The sequence below is a fragment of the Stenotrophomonas maltophilia group sp. msm4 genome (genome assembly GCF_032025605.1).
Classification (GTDB): Bacteria; Pseudomonadota; Gammaproteobacteria; order Xanthomonadales; family Xanthomonadaceae; genus Stenotrophomonas; species Stenotrophomonas sepilia.
In genome coordinates this window covers 1047631-1062567 of record NZ_JAVSKK010000001.1, presented here as the reverse complement: position 1 = coordinate 1062567, position 14937 = coordinate 1047631, and the positions used below count along the sequence as shown (strand labels likewise).

Genomic DNA, 14937 nt, shown 5'->3' with positions numbered 1-14937 from the left:
CGGGTGACCAGGCACTTCGGCGTGACGCGTCACATTAATACCCCCCTCGAAGGGTGCCGGCAGCCCTGCAACCCAGGCCACCTGTACCCAGCGAGAGCGCACCAGGACACTGCGTCCACACGGCTTTCAACCTGACGATACGTCCAGCCCATGGATCAGCTCTTATCGATGGAGCTCATCCATCGATCTTTAGGAATAGTCGTAAAAACGCAACAAATTCGATGTTCGACGCGACAGCGGCGCCAGAATGGCGGCCACGCCCACGGGCGCTGACCACCTCCCGCGCATGAATGGATTTCCTGCACCGCGCCGGCTTCGACTGGCGCTCCTGGACGACCATGAAGTCGTCCGTCGCGGCACCGCCCTGCACCTGTCAGGCGATCTCCGGTTCGACATCGTCGCCAGCCATGGTTGCAGCAGTGCGCTGATCGACAGCCTGCACCGCTTGCCCGTGGATGTGGCCATCATCGATCTCACGCTCGCCCGTGGCGACCTGGGCGGCATCGAGCTGGTTACGCTGCTCTGTCGCGAATTCCCGCGCACACCAATGCTGGCCTTCGCCACGCTCTCTCCCACCACGAATCTCAACAGCCTGATCGATGCCGGACTCGGTGGGTTCGTCAGCAAGGCCGAACCCCTTGAGGCATTGTCCGACGCCATCGTGCGCGTCTTCCAGGGCCTGATCCGGATTCCGCCGGACGTCAGGCTGGCCGGCGATCGTGGCGAGCTCAGCCGCAACGAGCGGGAGGTACTGGAGCTGCTGTTGGAAGGCCTGACCGTATCGGAGATCGCGCTGCGCCGGCACCGCAGCATCAAGACCGTCAGCACACAGAAGGTCGCGGTGCTGCGCAAGCTGGGCTTGCGCAGCGATGTGGAGATCTATGCGCTGCGTGAACGGTTGGAGTCGCCGTGAGGCGCCATGCGCCATTGCGTCCGTGCCTGCTGATCCGGGGGTTGCTGGTACTGCTTCTCCTTCCCGCCGCGTCGGCGGAAGATATCCGGTCACCACGCTGGCTACCGGGCAGCAGCGTGCGGGTCTCCACCGCTCCGTCCCTACGCCCCGTGCCCGCAGCGATAGCCGATCCGTCATCACCGCCGACGCTCGCCCATGGCTACGCCAACCTGGTGGCGCGTCACGCCCAACTCAGCTTCCTGGAACACCCCTATCCGACGACCGCCGCATCAATCCTCGCTGTATGTCATCACGAGGCCGACCTGGTCATGGTGTTTGGCGGCGCGAGACACCAGAAGCTGCCCTGCCCCGACCTCGCCGCGTCCAGCCGCTTCCGGGGTGGCGCCACCCTGCTGGCAGGGCGCGCCGGTGAATGGCTGCCACGGGAGATACGCGAGCTCGACGGCCGGGTGGTGGCCGTCGTTGAAGGCGGGCCCTACGCCGGCTGGCTGCGCGCGCATCATCCTCAGATCCGGCTGCAGCACCTGCCTGATCGGTACGCAGCATTGACGGCAGTTCAATCCGGCCTGGCCGACGTGGCGATTGGCCTGGAATCCACGCTGCGCCCGCTGGTTCGACGCCATTTCAACGGCAGCCTGCGCCTGCAGCCATTCGACAGCGACTTCTCCACCGACCTCTACCTGCTCGTCCGCCAGGAAGACCAGCAGCTGCTTGAACGCATCGGACAGGCGTTGCGGGAGATCACGCTGGAGGAGCATGCGAGCCTGCTCCACCTGTGGGCAGGCCAGACCCTGCCAGCGGCGGCGGGAAACGCACTGGACTGGATGCAGGCCTCGCCCCCGCGCGGCTGGCTGCTGCTGCCCCCTCTGCTGGTCGCGCTGTTGCTGTGGCCCATGACCCGTCACCTGCGGGTACGCGGCGACCGCCGCAGCGCGCAGGCCATCGGGATGATCAGTCACGAGATGCGCAATTCGGCACAGGCCGTACTGGCCTCGATCGAGCTGCTTGGACGATCGACACTGCCGAAAGGCGAGCGCGATCTGCTCGCCGCTGCCAGCAGCGCCGGCCAATCCCTGCGCGGCCTGTTGAATCGCGCACTGGACTTTTCGCGCCTCGCCAGCGGCGCTTTCAGGCCGCATGCACAAGCCTGTGATGCGACCCGGCTTTGCCGGCAGGCACTGGAGGCCATTCGGCCTCAGGCGCAACAGAAAGGCCTGCAACTGCATCTTGATGCCCCGACCGAACCTTCGCCGATCATTCGGGTGGACATTGATGCGCTACGCCAGATTGCCAGCAATCTGCTGGCCAATGCGGTGAAGTTCAGTGATATCGGCGGCATCGAGCTGCGCCTGCGACTGCTTCCAGTAGCGCGGCCGCAAGAGCTGCTGCTGGAGGTGATCGACAGCGGGATCGGGATCGCGCCCGCACAGGTAGCCGAACTGTTCCAGCCTTTCCATCAAGGCAGCGGTGGGCATCAGCGTGGCGGTAGTGGCCTCGGGCTTTCCATTGCACGCGAGCTGGCACGTGCGATGGGGGGCGATCTGACCGTGCACAGCGTCCTCGGTCGCGGCAGCCGCTTCATCCTGCGCCTGCCGGTATGCGCTGCTGACTCTGCCGAGAGTGTCCGGGACATGCCCGTGGAGGGCACGCCACTGGCCGGGCTGCAACTGCTGCTGGTGGAGGACCACGCACTCAATCGCCACGTCATTGCTGAACAGTTGCGGCGCTGGGGCGCCGAGGTATGTGCCCTGGAAGATGCGGCCAGCGCGCTGGCCGAACAGATACGCCACCCCCGCCCTGCCGCGTTGATCGACATCGGGCTGCGTGGCATCGATGGCTACGCATTGGCACGCGAACTGCGCGCCCGTAACGGGCATCCGCTCCGCCTGATCGCCTTGTCCGCCCGCACCGGGCGAGGTCACCACGCACGCTGCCGCCGCTCGGGTTTCGACGCGGTGCTGGCCAAGCCGCTGCGCGCCGCCGAACTGCTCGCTGCGCTGGGCATTCCGGCGCCGGAGAGCGTGGACGCACTTGAGCAGGTGACTGAAATGGACGCGGCCTACAGCGCCGACATCTGCGATGAACTCGGCAGGATCGAGCGGATTGTCGATCATGCAGACGCATCGGCGCTCGGTCATCACGCGCACCGATTGCAGGGCGCGCTACAGATGCTGGGTCAATGCGAGCACGCCGCCATCGCGGCCGAGCTGGTCGATCTGGCGCAGGACGCCACGCCGGACTGGACCGACGCACGTCGCCTGCTGGGCGTACTGCAGGCCGGACAGGGCGCCCGCGTCGCGGGAACCCTGCCCACCCCCTTGATCACGCGGCCAGACGCTCGACCTGGCGACGGGTCAGGTCATTGAAGCGACCCAGCGACATCAGGTGCTGGTGGATCAGTGCCAGCCAGCCACTGCGGTGCCACTCGACCACGGTTGCTTCCGGCAGCGCGACGAACTTCTCGACGTCCACGACCAGGAAACCGTTGAGGTTGAACTCCCGGCCATCCGGGATACGCACGGTGGCGTTGCGCTCCACCAGCAGGCCGTTGTCGACCAGGGCCTTGGAGAAGGCCTGGGTCTGTTCGTGTTCGCGGGTGTACTGGCCGCAGAATTCCAGGGCCTGCTGCACCATCTCGGTGGCCTTGCCATCAACGAACAGCGGTTGGCCTTCCTCGCCACCCTTGACCACGCGTGGGCTCTCTTCGTCGATGCCCAGCAGGAAATCATTCTCCGCACCGGTGTCGATGAAGATGAAGGGGTGGCGGCGCAGGTAGGCGGGAATATAGGCCTCGTCTTCCCACAGGCCATCCTTGATGAACAGGTTCTGGTCGGACACGCCCACGGCAGCCATCGGAACCGCGCTCGGGCCGGCAAACAGGATCGGGAAGTGGTGCAGGGCCAGCGAGAACTCGCCCAGCACCAGCGGAATGGCATTGTTGCCGGCGGCGAACTCGAGCTTGCCCGGCAGGATGCGCAGATCGGCATGCACATCGGCCTGCAGCGGCACCGGGCGGGTATAGAACAGGGGGGCGCCGCTCGGCGCCGCTTCGGTGGTGGTGTCGCTGGTGGTGGTCATGTTGGGAACCGTTCGATCATGCGCGCCTGCCATCCCGGGCACGCCAGCGGGAACAACCTGAATCCCGCATTATCAACAAGCTCGATGACAACGGCCACCCCACCGGCGAACTATTTCAGCTGCAGGGGGTAGCGCTGCCAGAGTACGTGGACCAGGAAACCGGCCAGCTCGGTGTCGCGGGCACTGACCGCCGCACGGATCTTGTCCAGCAGCACCATGTCACTGCAGGAACGCACGTCGGCATGGTTGGCCTGCCCTGCCCTGCGCGCACGATAGCGCGCCGCCCGCTGCGCATCGCTCATCGCGTACCCGAACTTGGGCGGACGACCGCGCTTGCGCGGCAGGGTCAGCTCCAGGGTTCCGGGGTCTTTGTCATCACGCATGAGAGGGGTGCGGGCGGCGGCGAGCAACGGGGGGTGCGCAATTTATCGTGAGGCATCACTTTAATCCAGCTTTTTCTACAGATTTGGTGCGATGCAGCGCCAATGTTGCCGTGTCGGTGCGGATCCATCCACGCATGGCGTGGATCTACTGCAGAGCTCGCGACCCGGTCACCCGGTAGATCCACGCCATGCGCGGATACGGAAACCCGGACAAAAAAAATGGGAGCCCGCGAACGGGCTCCCTTGCCTTCTTCATGCCGCGCGTACTGGCTCATAGCCGTGCAGGTGCGCCTCACTGCTGGCCCGCCCCTGGCTGAGCGAACGCAGCGAGGTGGTGTACCCCACCAGCTGTGCCAGTGGCGCGAAACCACTGACCTCGGCACGACCGTCCTGGTCCTCGATGCGGGCGATGCGGCCATGGCGCCGGTTGAGGTCGCCGACCACATCACCTACCGACGCCGACGGCGAATGCACCGTCACCGCCATCACCGGCTCCAGCAGCTGCGTGCCACCCTCGGCCAGCGCCGCCTTGATCGCCTCGGCGCCTGCGCGATGGAACGCCATCTCCGAAGAGTCCTTGGCATGGGTCTGGCCATCGACAAGACTGACCTCGATGCCGACCACCGGATGTCCCTGCGGACCTTCCGACAGCGCGGCACGCACGCCCTTTTCCACCGCTGCGATGAAGCTGCGCGGCACCACGCCACCGACGATGCGGTCGTTGAACACGACAAGGTCGTCGTCGCGCGGCGCCACATCCAGCACCACGTGCGCGAACTGGCCCTGGCCACCGGTCTGCTTGACCAGCCGCCCGACGACACCGGTCATCGGGCGCATCGGCGTCTCCTGGTAGGCCACGCGCGGCGCACCTACGGCCACGTCGACCTTCCATTCGCTGCGCAGGCGCTCGACCATCACTTCCAGATGCAGCTCACCCATGCCCCAGACCAGGGTTTCACCCGTTTCCCGGTCCGTTTCCACACGGAACGAGGGATCTTCCTGGGCCAGGCTGGCCAGTCCCTGCGCCATCCGGATCAGGTCCGCCGCACGCGCCGGCTCCAACCGCCAGGCCAGCACCGGCGCCTGAGCCTGGATGTTCTCCAGGCGCAACGGCAGCGCACGGCTGCTCAGCGTCTCGCCACTGACCGCATCCTTCCAGCCCAGGACCGCGACGATGTCACCGGCCACGGCCTGCTCGATGTCATGGGTCTGGTCGGCCTGCACCCGCACCAGGCGACTGACACGCCGCCCCTGCGGATGCTGCGAACTGGCCACCGCGTCGCCCACCTTCAAGGTGCCCGAGTACAGCCGCACGAAGCTCAGCGCCCCGTGCTGCTGGTGGGTGATCTTGAACAGCAGGCCTGCCAGTGGACCGTCCGGATCCGGTGGCAGCATCACCTCGCCCTCATCGCTTTCAGCCCTGACAGCAGGGCGGTCCAGCGGCGACGGCAGGTAATCGACCACGGCATCCAGCAGCGTCTCGATGCCCTTGTCCTTGAACGCAGCACCGGCCAGCACAGGCACGCCTGCACCTGCCAGCGTCGCCCGCCGGATCGCCGCGCGCAGCATATCGGCACCAATCACGCGACCTTCCAGCCAGGCATCGGCCAGTTCTTCGTCATGATCGGCCACAGCTTCGACCAGCGCATCGCGCTGGGCCTGCCATTGGGCGCGCGCCGCTTCGTCCCACGGGGTCACCGTGGTTGCGCCGCCCTCCTGCCACTGCAGCACGCGCGCATCGACCAGATCGACCCAGCCACTGAAGCCGCTTTCGCTGCCCAACGGCACGCCCAGCGCCCACGGCCGCGCGCGCAGCTTGTCCTGCAGCTGCTCCAGCACGCGCTCAAACGAAGCGCCTACGCGGTCCATCTTGTTGACGAAAGCGATCAGCGGCACGTGATGGCGACGCGCCTGGCGCCACACCGTCTCGGACTGCGGCTGCACGCCATCCACGGCCGAGAACACCGCCACGGCGCCGTCGAGTACCCGCAGGGATCGCTCGACCTCGATGGCGAAATCGATGTGGCCGGGGGTATCGATCAGGGTCAACCGATGCGGCGGCAGATCACGCGGTGCCCACTGCGCCTGCACGGCGGCCGCGCCAATGGTGATGCCCCGTTCGCGCTCGATCGCCGAGAAGTCGGTGGTCGCATTGCCGTCGTGCACTTCGCCGACGCGATGGATCTCGCCGCTTTTCCACAGCAGGCGTTCGGTCAGCGTGGTCTTGCCGGCGTCGATGTGGGCAATGATGCCAAGGTTGCGACGGCGGGAAAGGACTTGGGTGTTCATGAGATAGGTTCCTGCAAAGCCAACTATGGGGGCCGCGCACCCCGGTTGGCGACAGGGTGCGCGGCTAGCGTTCGGTCTCGGCGATCTGGTGCATGGCACGTTCTCCTTGCGGTACGTCGGGTTAGGGAAATGAAACTGCAGAAACGAAAAGAGCGCCCCGAAGGGCGCTCTGTGGATGATCCAGCGATAGCCGCTTCAGCGGCCCTGTGGAGCTCCAGGCAGACACGCCCATTCCGCGCTTGCGCGGGTCAGGGTGAAAAACTTCAGGAGCGGCATCCGGTTCATGGGGCGCATTCTAGACCTGCCAATCTGGCGCGCAAGTGAATATTGCACGCATAAATGGAACGATGAGGCCGACAACGATCGGGGTCAGATCCCTTTGCCCCTGGCAAAGGAATCTGACCCCTGGCGGCCTTTACTTGCAGCCGTGCAGCGTGCGGGCATCCGCCACGGTCGCTGCCTGGTCATCCCCCATCGAAATCCACCCCTTCAACGACATCGCCGGATCCACATGCGGCTGCCGTGCGCCACCGTGGACCACCACTTCGGTCCAGCTGCCCACCGGCGCCAGTTCGGACAAGCGCGCCGCCTGGTCGTCCTCGGTGCTGAACATGTCGTCCGGACCCGCCGGAGGCGTGGCATTCACGGTTTCCGTCTTGCGGGTCCGGACCCGAAGTGCACCGTCCGGCAGCCGCTGGGTGATCACTTCGTATCGCTCAACACCATATGCCCAGCTATTTTCGCCAACGCTGCGGGTCTCGCTGCCATCATCAGCCACGGTCACCCTCTCCCCTGCCGGCCCGACAACGCCCGCGACAGCCGCCAGGCCGGACATCAATGCCTGATAGACGATCATCTGCCGCTGCCCGGTGGTCAACGCTCCGGCTTTGAGCTTGGCCGCAGGAATCTTCAGATACGCCGTCTCCCTGCACAGCACCAGCACCTGCTGGTCGTCCCAACTCACCGACATTTCCTCGTTGGCGAAGTACTGCGTCTTCATCGACGTCACAGCGGCGCCCTCGCCACTGGAATGCCGGGTTTCTATCAGCGAGGCGTTCTCGGCCGCGTCGGTCAGCGAAACCTGGGAGGTCGAAGCTGCATGGGCTGCGCAAACGGAAGCAACCATCGCGGCAAGCAGCACGCCGCGCGTAACGGTACGGATCATGGCATCAGTCCATTGAAGAAAACGAAGCAACCATGATACCCGGAGCAACCTGACGGCCTTCGCTCAGGTCACCACCACCAGCGGTACCCCGCGCCGCGGATGCTCCAGCACCACCACATCCTGCTGGTAGACCCGCTGCAGGTTACCTTCGGTCAGCACCTGCAGCGGCGTACCATCAGCGGCCACCCTGCCCTGCTCCAGCAGCACGATGCGGTCGGCATAGCCTCAACCACATAGGGGCTATGAATTCCCGTCGCAATTTTCCGCGTGCTGCAGGCAGTCCCAGTTTCCTTGCGCCTGCTCCCTCACACGACCGCTCCTATCCTTGGCGAGCGTCGGATACAACCTCGCGGCAAGCCCCTCCGAGATCCAACGCATGTGGCAAGCCACTCGGAATCTGACTTTGGCCATGGGGTGGGATGCGAGTTCAAACCAGACGCACTCTGTGGTTGGATGCGCTTTATTCAGCTTGCAAAGCCAGCTGCCGGCCGCCTCCCATGTCCCCGAGGCGCCGCCCACAAGACCCTTGCGAATCGCATTCAGTGCGCTCTCGATCGGAACGATGCCATCCTTGAAGTCGTGAATGGCATTGATGATGGCAAGCACCATCTGCAGTTCATCGTCCTTGCGGTGTCTGCGAATCGCGCATTTGATTTCATGCTCGCGGCCGAAGGTGAACATATGGGCTTCCTCGCTCTGGAACGCCCAATGGTCAGTCAACCCGAATCATCAAAGCAATGATCAACTACCACCGTACGCACCTGAAGGAGGGGCTCAGCCAGCGCAACTCCTACGACCCCAAGGCCCAACATCCCAGCCTCACCTGTGGCAGGGGCGGAGAATCACCGGACATCCACTCAGGACGACGTAAAAGACGCGGCTATTTGCGACACGAACCTCGAATCAGGTCACCACAACCAGCGGCACTCCTCGCCTTGGATGCTCCAGCACCACCACCTCCTGCTGGTAGACCCTACGCAGGTTGTCCTCGGTCAACACCTGCAATGGCGTTCCGTCGGCCGCCACGCCACCCTGCTCCAGCAGCACGATACGGTCGGCATAGCCGGCCGCCAGATTCAGGTCATGCAGGACCACGATCACGCACGCACCGGCTTGGGCACAGGCACGCACACTGCGCAGCGTGCGCTCCTGATGGCGCAGATCCAGCGCAGCAGTAGGCTCATCCAGCAGCAGCAATGGCGTGTCCTGTGCCAGCACGCGCGCGAACGTGGTCCGGGCGGACTCACCGCCGGAGAGCTGCTGCACCTCGCGCAGGCGCAGCGCCTGCAGTTCGGCGGCATCGATGGCCGCTTCCACCCGGGCATCGTCCGTGACCGGGTCCGGCGGATGCGGCAACCGTCCCATCGCCACCACTTCTTCCACGCTGAAGGCAAAGCGCACGCCATGCTCCTGCGGCATCACCGCGCGCTCGCGCGCCAGCGGCCCGGCCTTGTAGCTGGCCAGCGGCCTGCCCAGCAGGCTCACCTCGCCCGCATCGGCGCGCAGGTCGCCGGCCGCGACCGCCAACAGCGTCGACTTGCCCGCACCGTTCGGGCCCACCAGCGCGGTCACCGTACCCGGTTCGAACGCCAGGGAAATGCCGTGCAGGATCTCACGTTGCTGGCGGCGCACCACCACCTCGTGCAGCTTCAACAGCACGCTCATGGCACCGCCTTGCGGCGCTGCTGCAGCACCAGCCAGAGGAAGAACGGCGCACCCAGCGCCGCCGAGAACAGGCCCAGCGGAATCTCAGCGGGTGGATCCAGCGTGCGCGCCGCGGTATCCGCCACTACGATCAGCACTGCACCCAGCAGGCCGGACAACGGCAGCAACCAGCGATGGCCGGGACCCACCAGCAGGCGCGCCACGTGCGGCACCACCAGGCCGACGAAGCTGATCGAGCCCGCAAACGCCACCGCCGCCCCCACCAGCAGCGCGCTGAACGCTACCAGTCGGCGCCGCGTGCGGGTCACATCCAGCCCCAGATGCTGGGCCTGGCGCTCGCCCAGCGCCAGCATGTCCAGCGGCGTTGCCAATCGTTGCAACGCGAACACGCCAATCGCAAACAGCGGCACCACCGCCACCACATCGGCCCAGTTGGCACGTGCCAGCGAGCCCATCTGCCAGAACACCAGCGACTGCAGTTCGCTTTCGCTTGCGATATAGGTGAGAAAACCGATCAGCGCCGAACAGAAGGCCGCCATCGCGATACCGACCAGCAGCAGCGTCGCATTGCCACTGCCCTTGCCCGGCCGCGCCAGCGCATAGGTCAGGCCGATCGCCAGCGCGCCGCCGACGAAGGCTGCCACCGGCACCAGCCAGCCGGCCGCACCGGCAGCGCCGAGAACAATGGCAGCCACTGCACCCAGCGCAGCACCCTGGCTGACACCGACGATGCCGGGGTCGGCCAACGGATTGCCGAACAGGCCCTGCAGGCTGGCACCGGCCATCGCCAACGACGCACCGACCATCGCGCCCAACAGGGCACGCGGAATACGTAGCTGCCAGACCACCGCCAGATCGCGGCTGCTGACCGCCTGCGGATCAAGCAGGCCCAGCTTCACCGCCAGCGCCTGCATCACCTCCAGCGGTGGCAACCGCAGCGGGCCCACGGCGAACGACGCCAGCACCGCCCCCAGCAGGGCCAGCAAGGCCACCATCAACATCGCCCGCCCGCGACGGCGGCGCCGATCCGCCGGACTCATGCCTTCGGCAACGCTGCCAGGGCCTTGGCCAGCGCCAGCGCGCCCGCACCAGAACCCACGCTGGTGTACTTCAGCTGCACATCCGGCATCACCCAGACCCGGTTGGCCTGCCCGGCCGGGGTCTGCTTCAGCGTCGGGTACGCCTTCCACAGGCCATCGGCACCGCCGAACAGCTGCAGGTCGTGCTCGGTCACCAGGATCACTTCCGGTGCCGCCGCGACCACGCCCTCGTTGCTCAGCTGCGAGTAGTTCTTCACCCCGGCCTCGGTGCCGATGTTGATGCCGCCGGCCAGGGCGATCAGCTGCGCCGAGGCGCTGTCGGCACCCGCAACGGTGGGCGAGCCGCCAGCGCCGGTCGCCGATACGTGGATCAGTCGTGGCGCATGGCCCAGGCCCTTGCCAATCGCTGCAGCCTCGTCGAGCTGGCGCTGCACCTGCGTGGCCAGTGTTTGCCCCGCTTCGGCCAGCCCTAGTGCCGCAGCGACCTTGCGCACCTTGTCCGGCGCCGGCTGCAGGTCATCGATGACCACCGCCGGCTCGCCCACCTCGCGCAGCTTTTTCGCCAGCTCGGTGTGGCGGCGTAGGCTGTTGCCGAGGAACAGCGAGCCCTGCAGGCTCAGCACGCCTTCCACGCCCGTGGTGCGGTTGAACAGGAACTGGTGCGGGGCACCCAGGCCGGCCTGGGTGGTGGTGTTGGTTGGCGCAGCGAATACCTGCTTGCCCAGTCCCAGCGCCTCGATCACCGCGATGACGTCGTCACCACCGGCAATGATCCGGCTGGTGTCGGACACTTCAATGTCAGCGCCATCGTCGGAATGCACCTTGGCCGGGAGCACCGCCTTCTGGCCGTGCACGGTCGGCATTTCGGCACCTGCCACGCGCTGCCACCCTTCCGGCAACGCCGTTTCCGCAGCGGCCGTTGCGGCGGGCGGCTCGGCGGCCTTGTGGCCATCCGACGGCGTTGACGAGCCACTGCAGGCAGACAGCGCCAGCGAAACAGCCAACGGAAGCGCACACGGGCGCAGACGGGACGCGATGTTCATGGACGTTCTCCTTGCTGGCAGGGCGACGCGCACGCCGCCCTGCCCTGTGACTTACTGCTTCGGGGTGATGCGGGTGATGCGATCACCCTTCGGATCTTCGGCGCCACGTGACTTGTTCACCGCAAACACGTTGCCCTTGCCGTCGGCACGCACATGGTTCGGAAGGGTGCCGCCATCGAGGTTGGCCACCACCTTGCCGTCACCATTCACCACGGTGACCGTGCCAGCGCCACGGTTGCTGACATAGGCCAGGCCGGAGGCATCATCGAAGGCGACGTTCAGCGCGCCGGCGCCGACCGGCACGTCATGCAGCACCTTGCCGGCGGCCACGTCAACGATCAGCAGGTTGTCGGTGCCCTGCGAGGCCACATAGAGCCGGTTGCGTGCTGCGTCGAAGGCCACGCCAGAGGCGCTGATCGAATTGCCCAGGTCGATGACCTTGTCGACCTTGCCGCTGGCCACATCGATCACCGCCGCTTCCGGGGTACCGATGCTGACGGTGAACAGCTTGCCGCCCTTCTCGTCCAGCACCAGGCTCATCGGCGTGAACTTGCCGTCATCCACGCCGGATTCCAGCGTCACCTGCGGCAGCTCCTTGAACGTCTTCGCATCGAACACCGACAAATGGTCCTCACCCGTGGCCGACGCGAACACCTTGCCGTGGGTGCCGTCGACCACCACGTCGCGCGCGTGCGGCACGGTGTCGACCGGGAACTGGTGGACCAGCGACAGGTCCTTCTGGCGGTAGACCGCGATCGAGTTCTGGCGGGTATTGGTCACCCAGACAGTGCCGTTGGTGTCATCCACGCCCACGCCGTAGACCGCGTACACCGCACCATTGGTGCTGCCCGGCACCTGCGCCGGGGTGATCGCCTTGGTCACCTTCAGGGTCTTCGGGTCCAGCTTCAACAGCTGCGACTGGGTCACCGGCGGGCGGCCCACGGCCGAGGTGACGAACACGGCATTGCTGGCGGCGCTGTAGGCGGACTGGTACAGGCCCGGCACCAGCTTGTTGGACTGGGTGGCGAACTGCGCCTGGCCGGACAGCGGCAGCTGCGGCGACACGCGCAGCTTCAGCACGGTGGCTGCAGCCGGCTGGCTGGCGCGCACCACCACCGGGTGGGTGCCCGGCACCGCGTCGGTCGGAATGCTCAGCTGGGTCTTGAAGTTGCCATCGGCATCGACCACCACCGGCTGTGCGTTGAGCACGCTGTCGCCACGCAGCAGGCTGACCTTCTGGCCCGGCACGAAGCCCCGGCCGACCACGTCGGCGGTGCTGCCGGGAACCACGTTCTCACCGCGCGAGACGACCTCACCCTTGAAGGTGGCGTTGGCCGGCTGATCGAACACCGGCTGCGCGGTGGCGGTCACCGCGAGCAGCAGGCCGGCGGCGAGAGAGGTAAGGCGGAAAGACGGACGGAACGACATGGCAGGCTCCTTGCACACGTAGGCCGCGCCACGTGGCGCGGGAGTCATCGGTTGCCTGGGCCGCTGCACGCCGGCAGCCTCGCCTGGGTAGTGGGGTCGCACGGCATCGCGTGCGAAGGCATTCATTCGGCGGCGTTGTCCCCGCCACTGGGCGCGCCATCGCCGGCGCTGCGGTCGGACACGCCATACAGTTCATGCAGCGCAGCGTGGAACGACGCTGGCAGCATCGGGCCGTGACCGAGGCCGTCGAACTCGCGGTACTGCACGCTCAGGCCCGGCACCTTGCCCAGCCGCTCGGACAACTGCATCGCCGCATCCGGGGTGGCGCCACTGATCCGGCGCAGGTGCGCAACCACGCGCGGGTTGCTCATATCGCGCTTGCCGCGATCACCGACGCGCTCGGCGCCGCCCAGCATCAGCCAGAGCTTGGCCGGCTGGCCGTGCACGTTCTGCACGAACTGCTGCTCCGGATCACCCAGCGCCGCGCCCTGGCTCCACCACAGCGACGGACTGGCTGCCAGATAGGACTGGAACGCGGCAGGTCGCGTGTACAGCGCATTGAGCACGAATAGCCCGCCCAGCGAATGGCCCCACAGCGCCTGCTGCTGCGTATCGATGCGTGCGCGACGCTCGACTTCCGGCTTGATGCGGCGCTCGATCACATCCAGGAAAGCCGCAGCGCCGCCGCCGACGGCCTGGGCCGTGCCGCTCTCGTCGTCGGCACGGTCGATCCACGCGGTGTAGTCGCGGGTACGCGCCCTGGAATCGATGCGCAGGTCGTTGTCGTAGCCGATCAGCACCAGTACCGGCGGTGCCTTGCGCGCAGCCAGCTCGGCCAGCAGCGGCTGGTCCAGCACCATGGCCACGGCATTGCCATCCAGCGCGTACAGCACCGGGGATGGGGTCTTGCCGGCCCTGGCCGGAATCGCCAGGTTCACCCGCCAACGGCGCTGCTGGTCCGGGCTGTCCACCACGAAACGTTCAAAGCGATAGCTGGCCGCCGGCTCGTCCAGCACGGTGTGGCCGATCTTCTGCAGCGGATTGCGCTGCTGCGCATGGGCGTAGGGCGCGGCCATCAGGACCCCCATCATCAGGGCGGCCATGCCGCGGGCCAGTGGACCACGGCGCAAAGGCGGGACGAAATGCTTCATCAGCGGCGGCAGGAGCGGCCGATGGCCGCCGGTTCACAGGGGACCGCAGTCTACCTTAAACGCGAATGATTATCACATCGATCGAACGTCACGCTGTGTATCACGCGCGCGATGCGTTCATTTTCCCGGTTGCGCCGGAAACACCGGATCCACTATTTTGCCGGACAGCGGGGCGCAGGAGCGCCCTTCCCTCGCAGGGCTGCGGATGGATGGGCAATCGAGCCGCCGGCCGCGCCCTGTCCTTTGCCAAACCCATCCACGCATGGCGTGGATCTACTGACCACCATCCACGGGAATGAATCCCGTGACTGCGAGAACACCTTGAAGCGCACCGCCCTGATCGCCCTTTCCCTTGGCCTGATTGCACCGCTGGCCGCCCATGCCGCACAGGACCTGCCAACGCTCTACCAGGCCTTTGAAGAGGCCGGCAATTCGTCTCTGGGCATGGACGAACTCAACCAGACGGTGACATTCACTGCCGTGGCCCTGGGTGTCTCCAGCAACCTGGCGGGCGAGCCGCTGATCGAGGCCGGCGACGACCAGGGCAATGTCCTGGCCCGGCTGACCACCGACGACGAGCAGCAGGCGGCCAAGCTGGGCGCACTGGAAGAAGGCGCGACTTTCACCGCAAGCTGCACGCTGCAGTTCAGCTCGGGAACGGATTACCTGTCCTTCGGCGACTGCAGCATCAAGTAAGAAGGAAGCCGGCGAAACGCCGGCTTCGTTTTCCCGCCCTGTAGAAGTCGAGCCATGCTCGGCTGTCGCTTCCGCAGGTGCTGCTG

Annotated in this window: 13 protein-coding genes and 1 pseudogene; 3 read left to right on the top strand and 11 right to left on the bottom strand. The window is 66.3% G+C overall.

Annotation, left to right across the window (positions count from 1 at the left end):
- Positions 1–286 precede the first annotated feature (286 nt).
- Positions 287–913, top strand: a complete 627-nt coding sequence (locus ROV93_RS04965; protein WP_312539421.1) for a response regulator transcription factor — start codon at positions 287–289, stop codon at positions 911–913.
- Positions 910–3279 (top strand): ATP-binding protein, encoded by a 2370-nt coding sequence (locus ROV93_RS04960; RefSeq protein WP_312538629.1) that lies wholly within the window; start codon positions 910–912, stop codon positions 3277–3279. Before ROV93_RS04965 ends, ROV93_RS04960 begins: the two co-directional genes overlap by 4 nt.
- On the opposite strand, the gene ROV93_RS04955 is transcribed toward ROV93_RS04960, so the two are convergent.
- The 11 genes and pseudogenes from ROV93_RS04955 to ROV93_RS04905 form a co-directional block, all read right to left on the bottom strand.
- Complete coding sequence (locus ROV93_RS04955; protein WP_053496662.1) at positions 3236–3991, bottom strand: SapC family protein; 756 nt, start codon at positions 3989–3991, stop codon at positions 3236–3238. The genes ROV93_RS04960 and ROV93_RS04955 overlap by 44 nt on opposite strands.
- Before the next feature lie 110 nt (positions 3992–4101).
- The gene (locus ROV93_RS04950) at positions 4102–4374 is read right to left on the bottom strand and encodes a hypothetical protein (protein WP_005409616.1); all 273 of its coding nucleotides are present in this window, start codon (positions 4372–4374) and stop codon (positions 4102–4104) included.
- A 252-nt stretch (positions 4375–4626) separates the two neighbouring features.
- A complete protein-coding gene (gene fusA, locus ROV93_RS04945; protein ID WP_088497494.1) occupies positions 4627–6663 on the bottom strand; it encodes an elongation factor G in 2037 nt (678 codons plus the stop codon).
- A gap of 415 nt (positions 6664–7078) precedes the next feature.
- Entirely contained in the window at positions 7079–7828 is a 750-nt protein-coding gene (locus tag ROV93_RS04940) for a hypothetical protein (RefSeq protein ID WP_072166993.1), read from the bottom strand.
- Between the two features lie 63 nt (positions 7829–7891).
- Positions 7892–8053, bottom strand: a pseudogene (locus ROV93_RS04935) (hemin ABC transporter ATP-binding protein); the annotation flags it as partial.
- Positions 8054–8068: 15 nt separating this feature from the next.
- Complete coding sequence (locus ROV93_RS04930) at positions 8069–8509, bottom strand: hypothetical protein (protein WP_072166992.1); 441 nt, start codon at positions 8507–8509, stop codon at positions 8069–8071.
- Between the two features lie 222 nt (positions 8510–8731).
- Positions 8732–9493, bottom strand: coding sequence for a heme ABC transporter ATP-binding protein (locus tag ROV93_RS04925; protein WP_072166991.1), 762 nt, complete (start codon positions 9491–9493; stop codon positions 8732–8734).
- Positions 9490–10533: an iron ABC transporter permease gene (locus ROV93_RS04920; RefSeq protein WP_072166990.1), complete on the bottom strand. Its 1044-nt coding sequence runs from the start codon at positions 10531–10533 to the stop codon at positions 9490–9492. The genes ROV93_RS04925 and ROV93_RS04920 overlap by 4 nt, the downstream gene beginning before the upstream one ends.
- Positions 10530–11576, bottom strand: coding sequence for an ABC transporter substrate-binding protein (locus ROV93_RS04915; protein ID WP_072166989.1), 1047 nt, complete (start codon positions 11574–11576; stop codon positions 10530–10532). The genes ROV93_RS04920 and ROV93_RS04915 overlap by 4 nt, the downstream gene beginning before the upstream one ends.
- A gap of 51 nt (positions 11577–11627) precedes the next feature.
- Positions 11628–13004 carry a YncE family protein gene (locus ROV93_RS04910; protein ID WP_312538628.1) on the bottom strand — a complete coding sequence of 459 codons (1377 nt, stop codon included), beginning with the start codon at positions 13002–13004 and terminating at the stop codon, positions 11628–11630.
- Positions 13005–13126: 122 nt separating this feature from the next.
- Positions 13127–14155, bottom strand: coding sequence for an alpha/beta hydrolase-fold protein (locus ROV93_RS04905; protein WP_072166987.1), 1029 nt, complete (start codon positions 14153–14155; stop codon positions 13127–13129).
- 321 nt (positions 14156–14476) lie between these two features.
- On the opposite strand from ROV93_RS04905, the gene ROV93_RS04900 reads away from it, so the two are divergent.
- Positions 14477–14851 (top strand): hypothetical protein, encoded by a 375-nt coding sequence (locus tag ROV93_RS04900; protein WP_072166986.1) that lies wholly within the window; start codon positions 14477–14479, stop codon positions 14849–14851.
- Positions 14852–14937 lie beyond the last annotated feature (86 nt).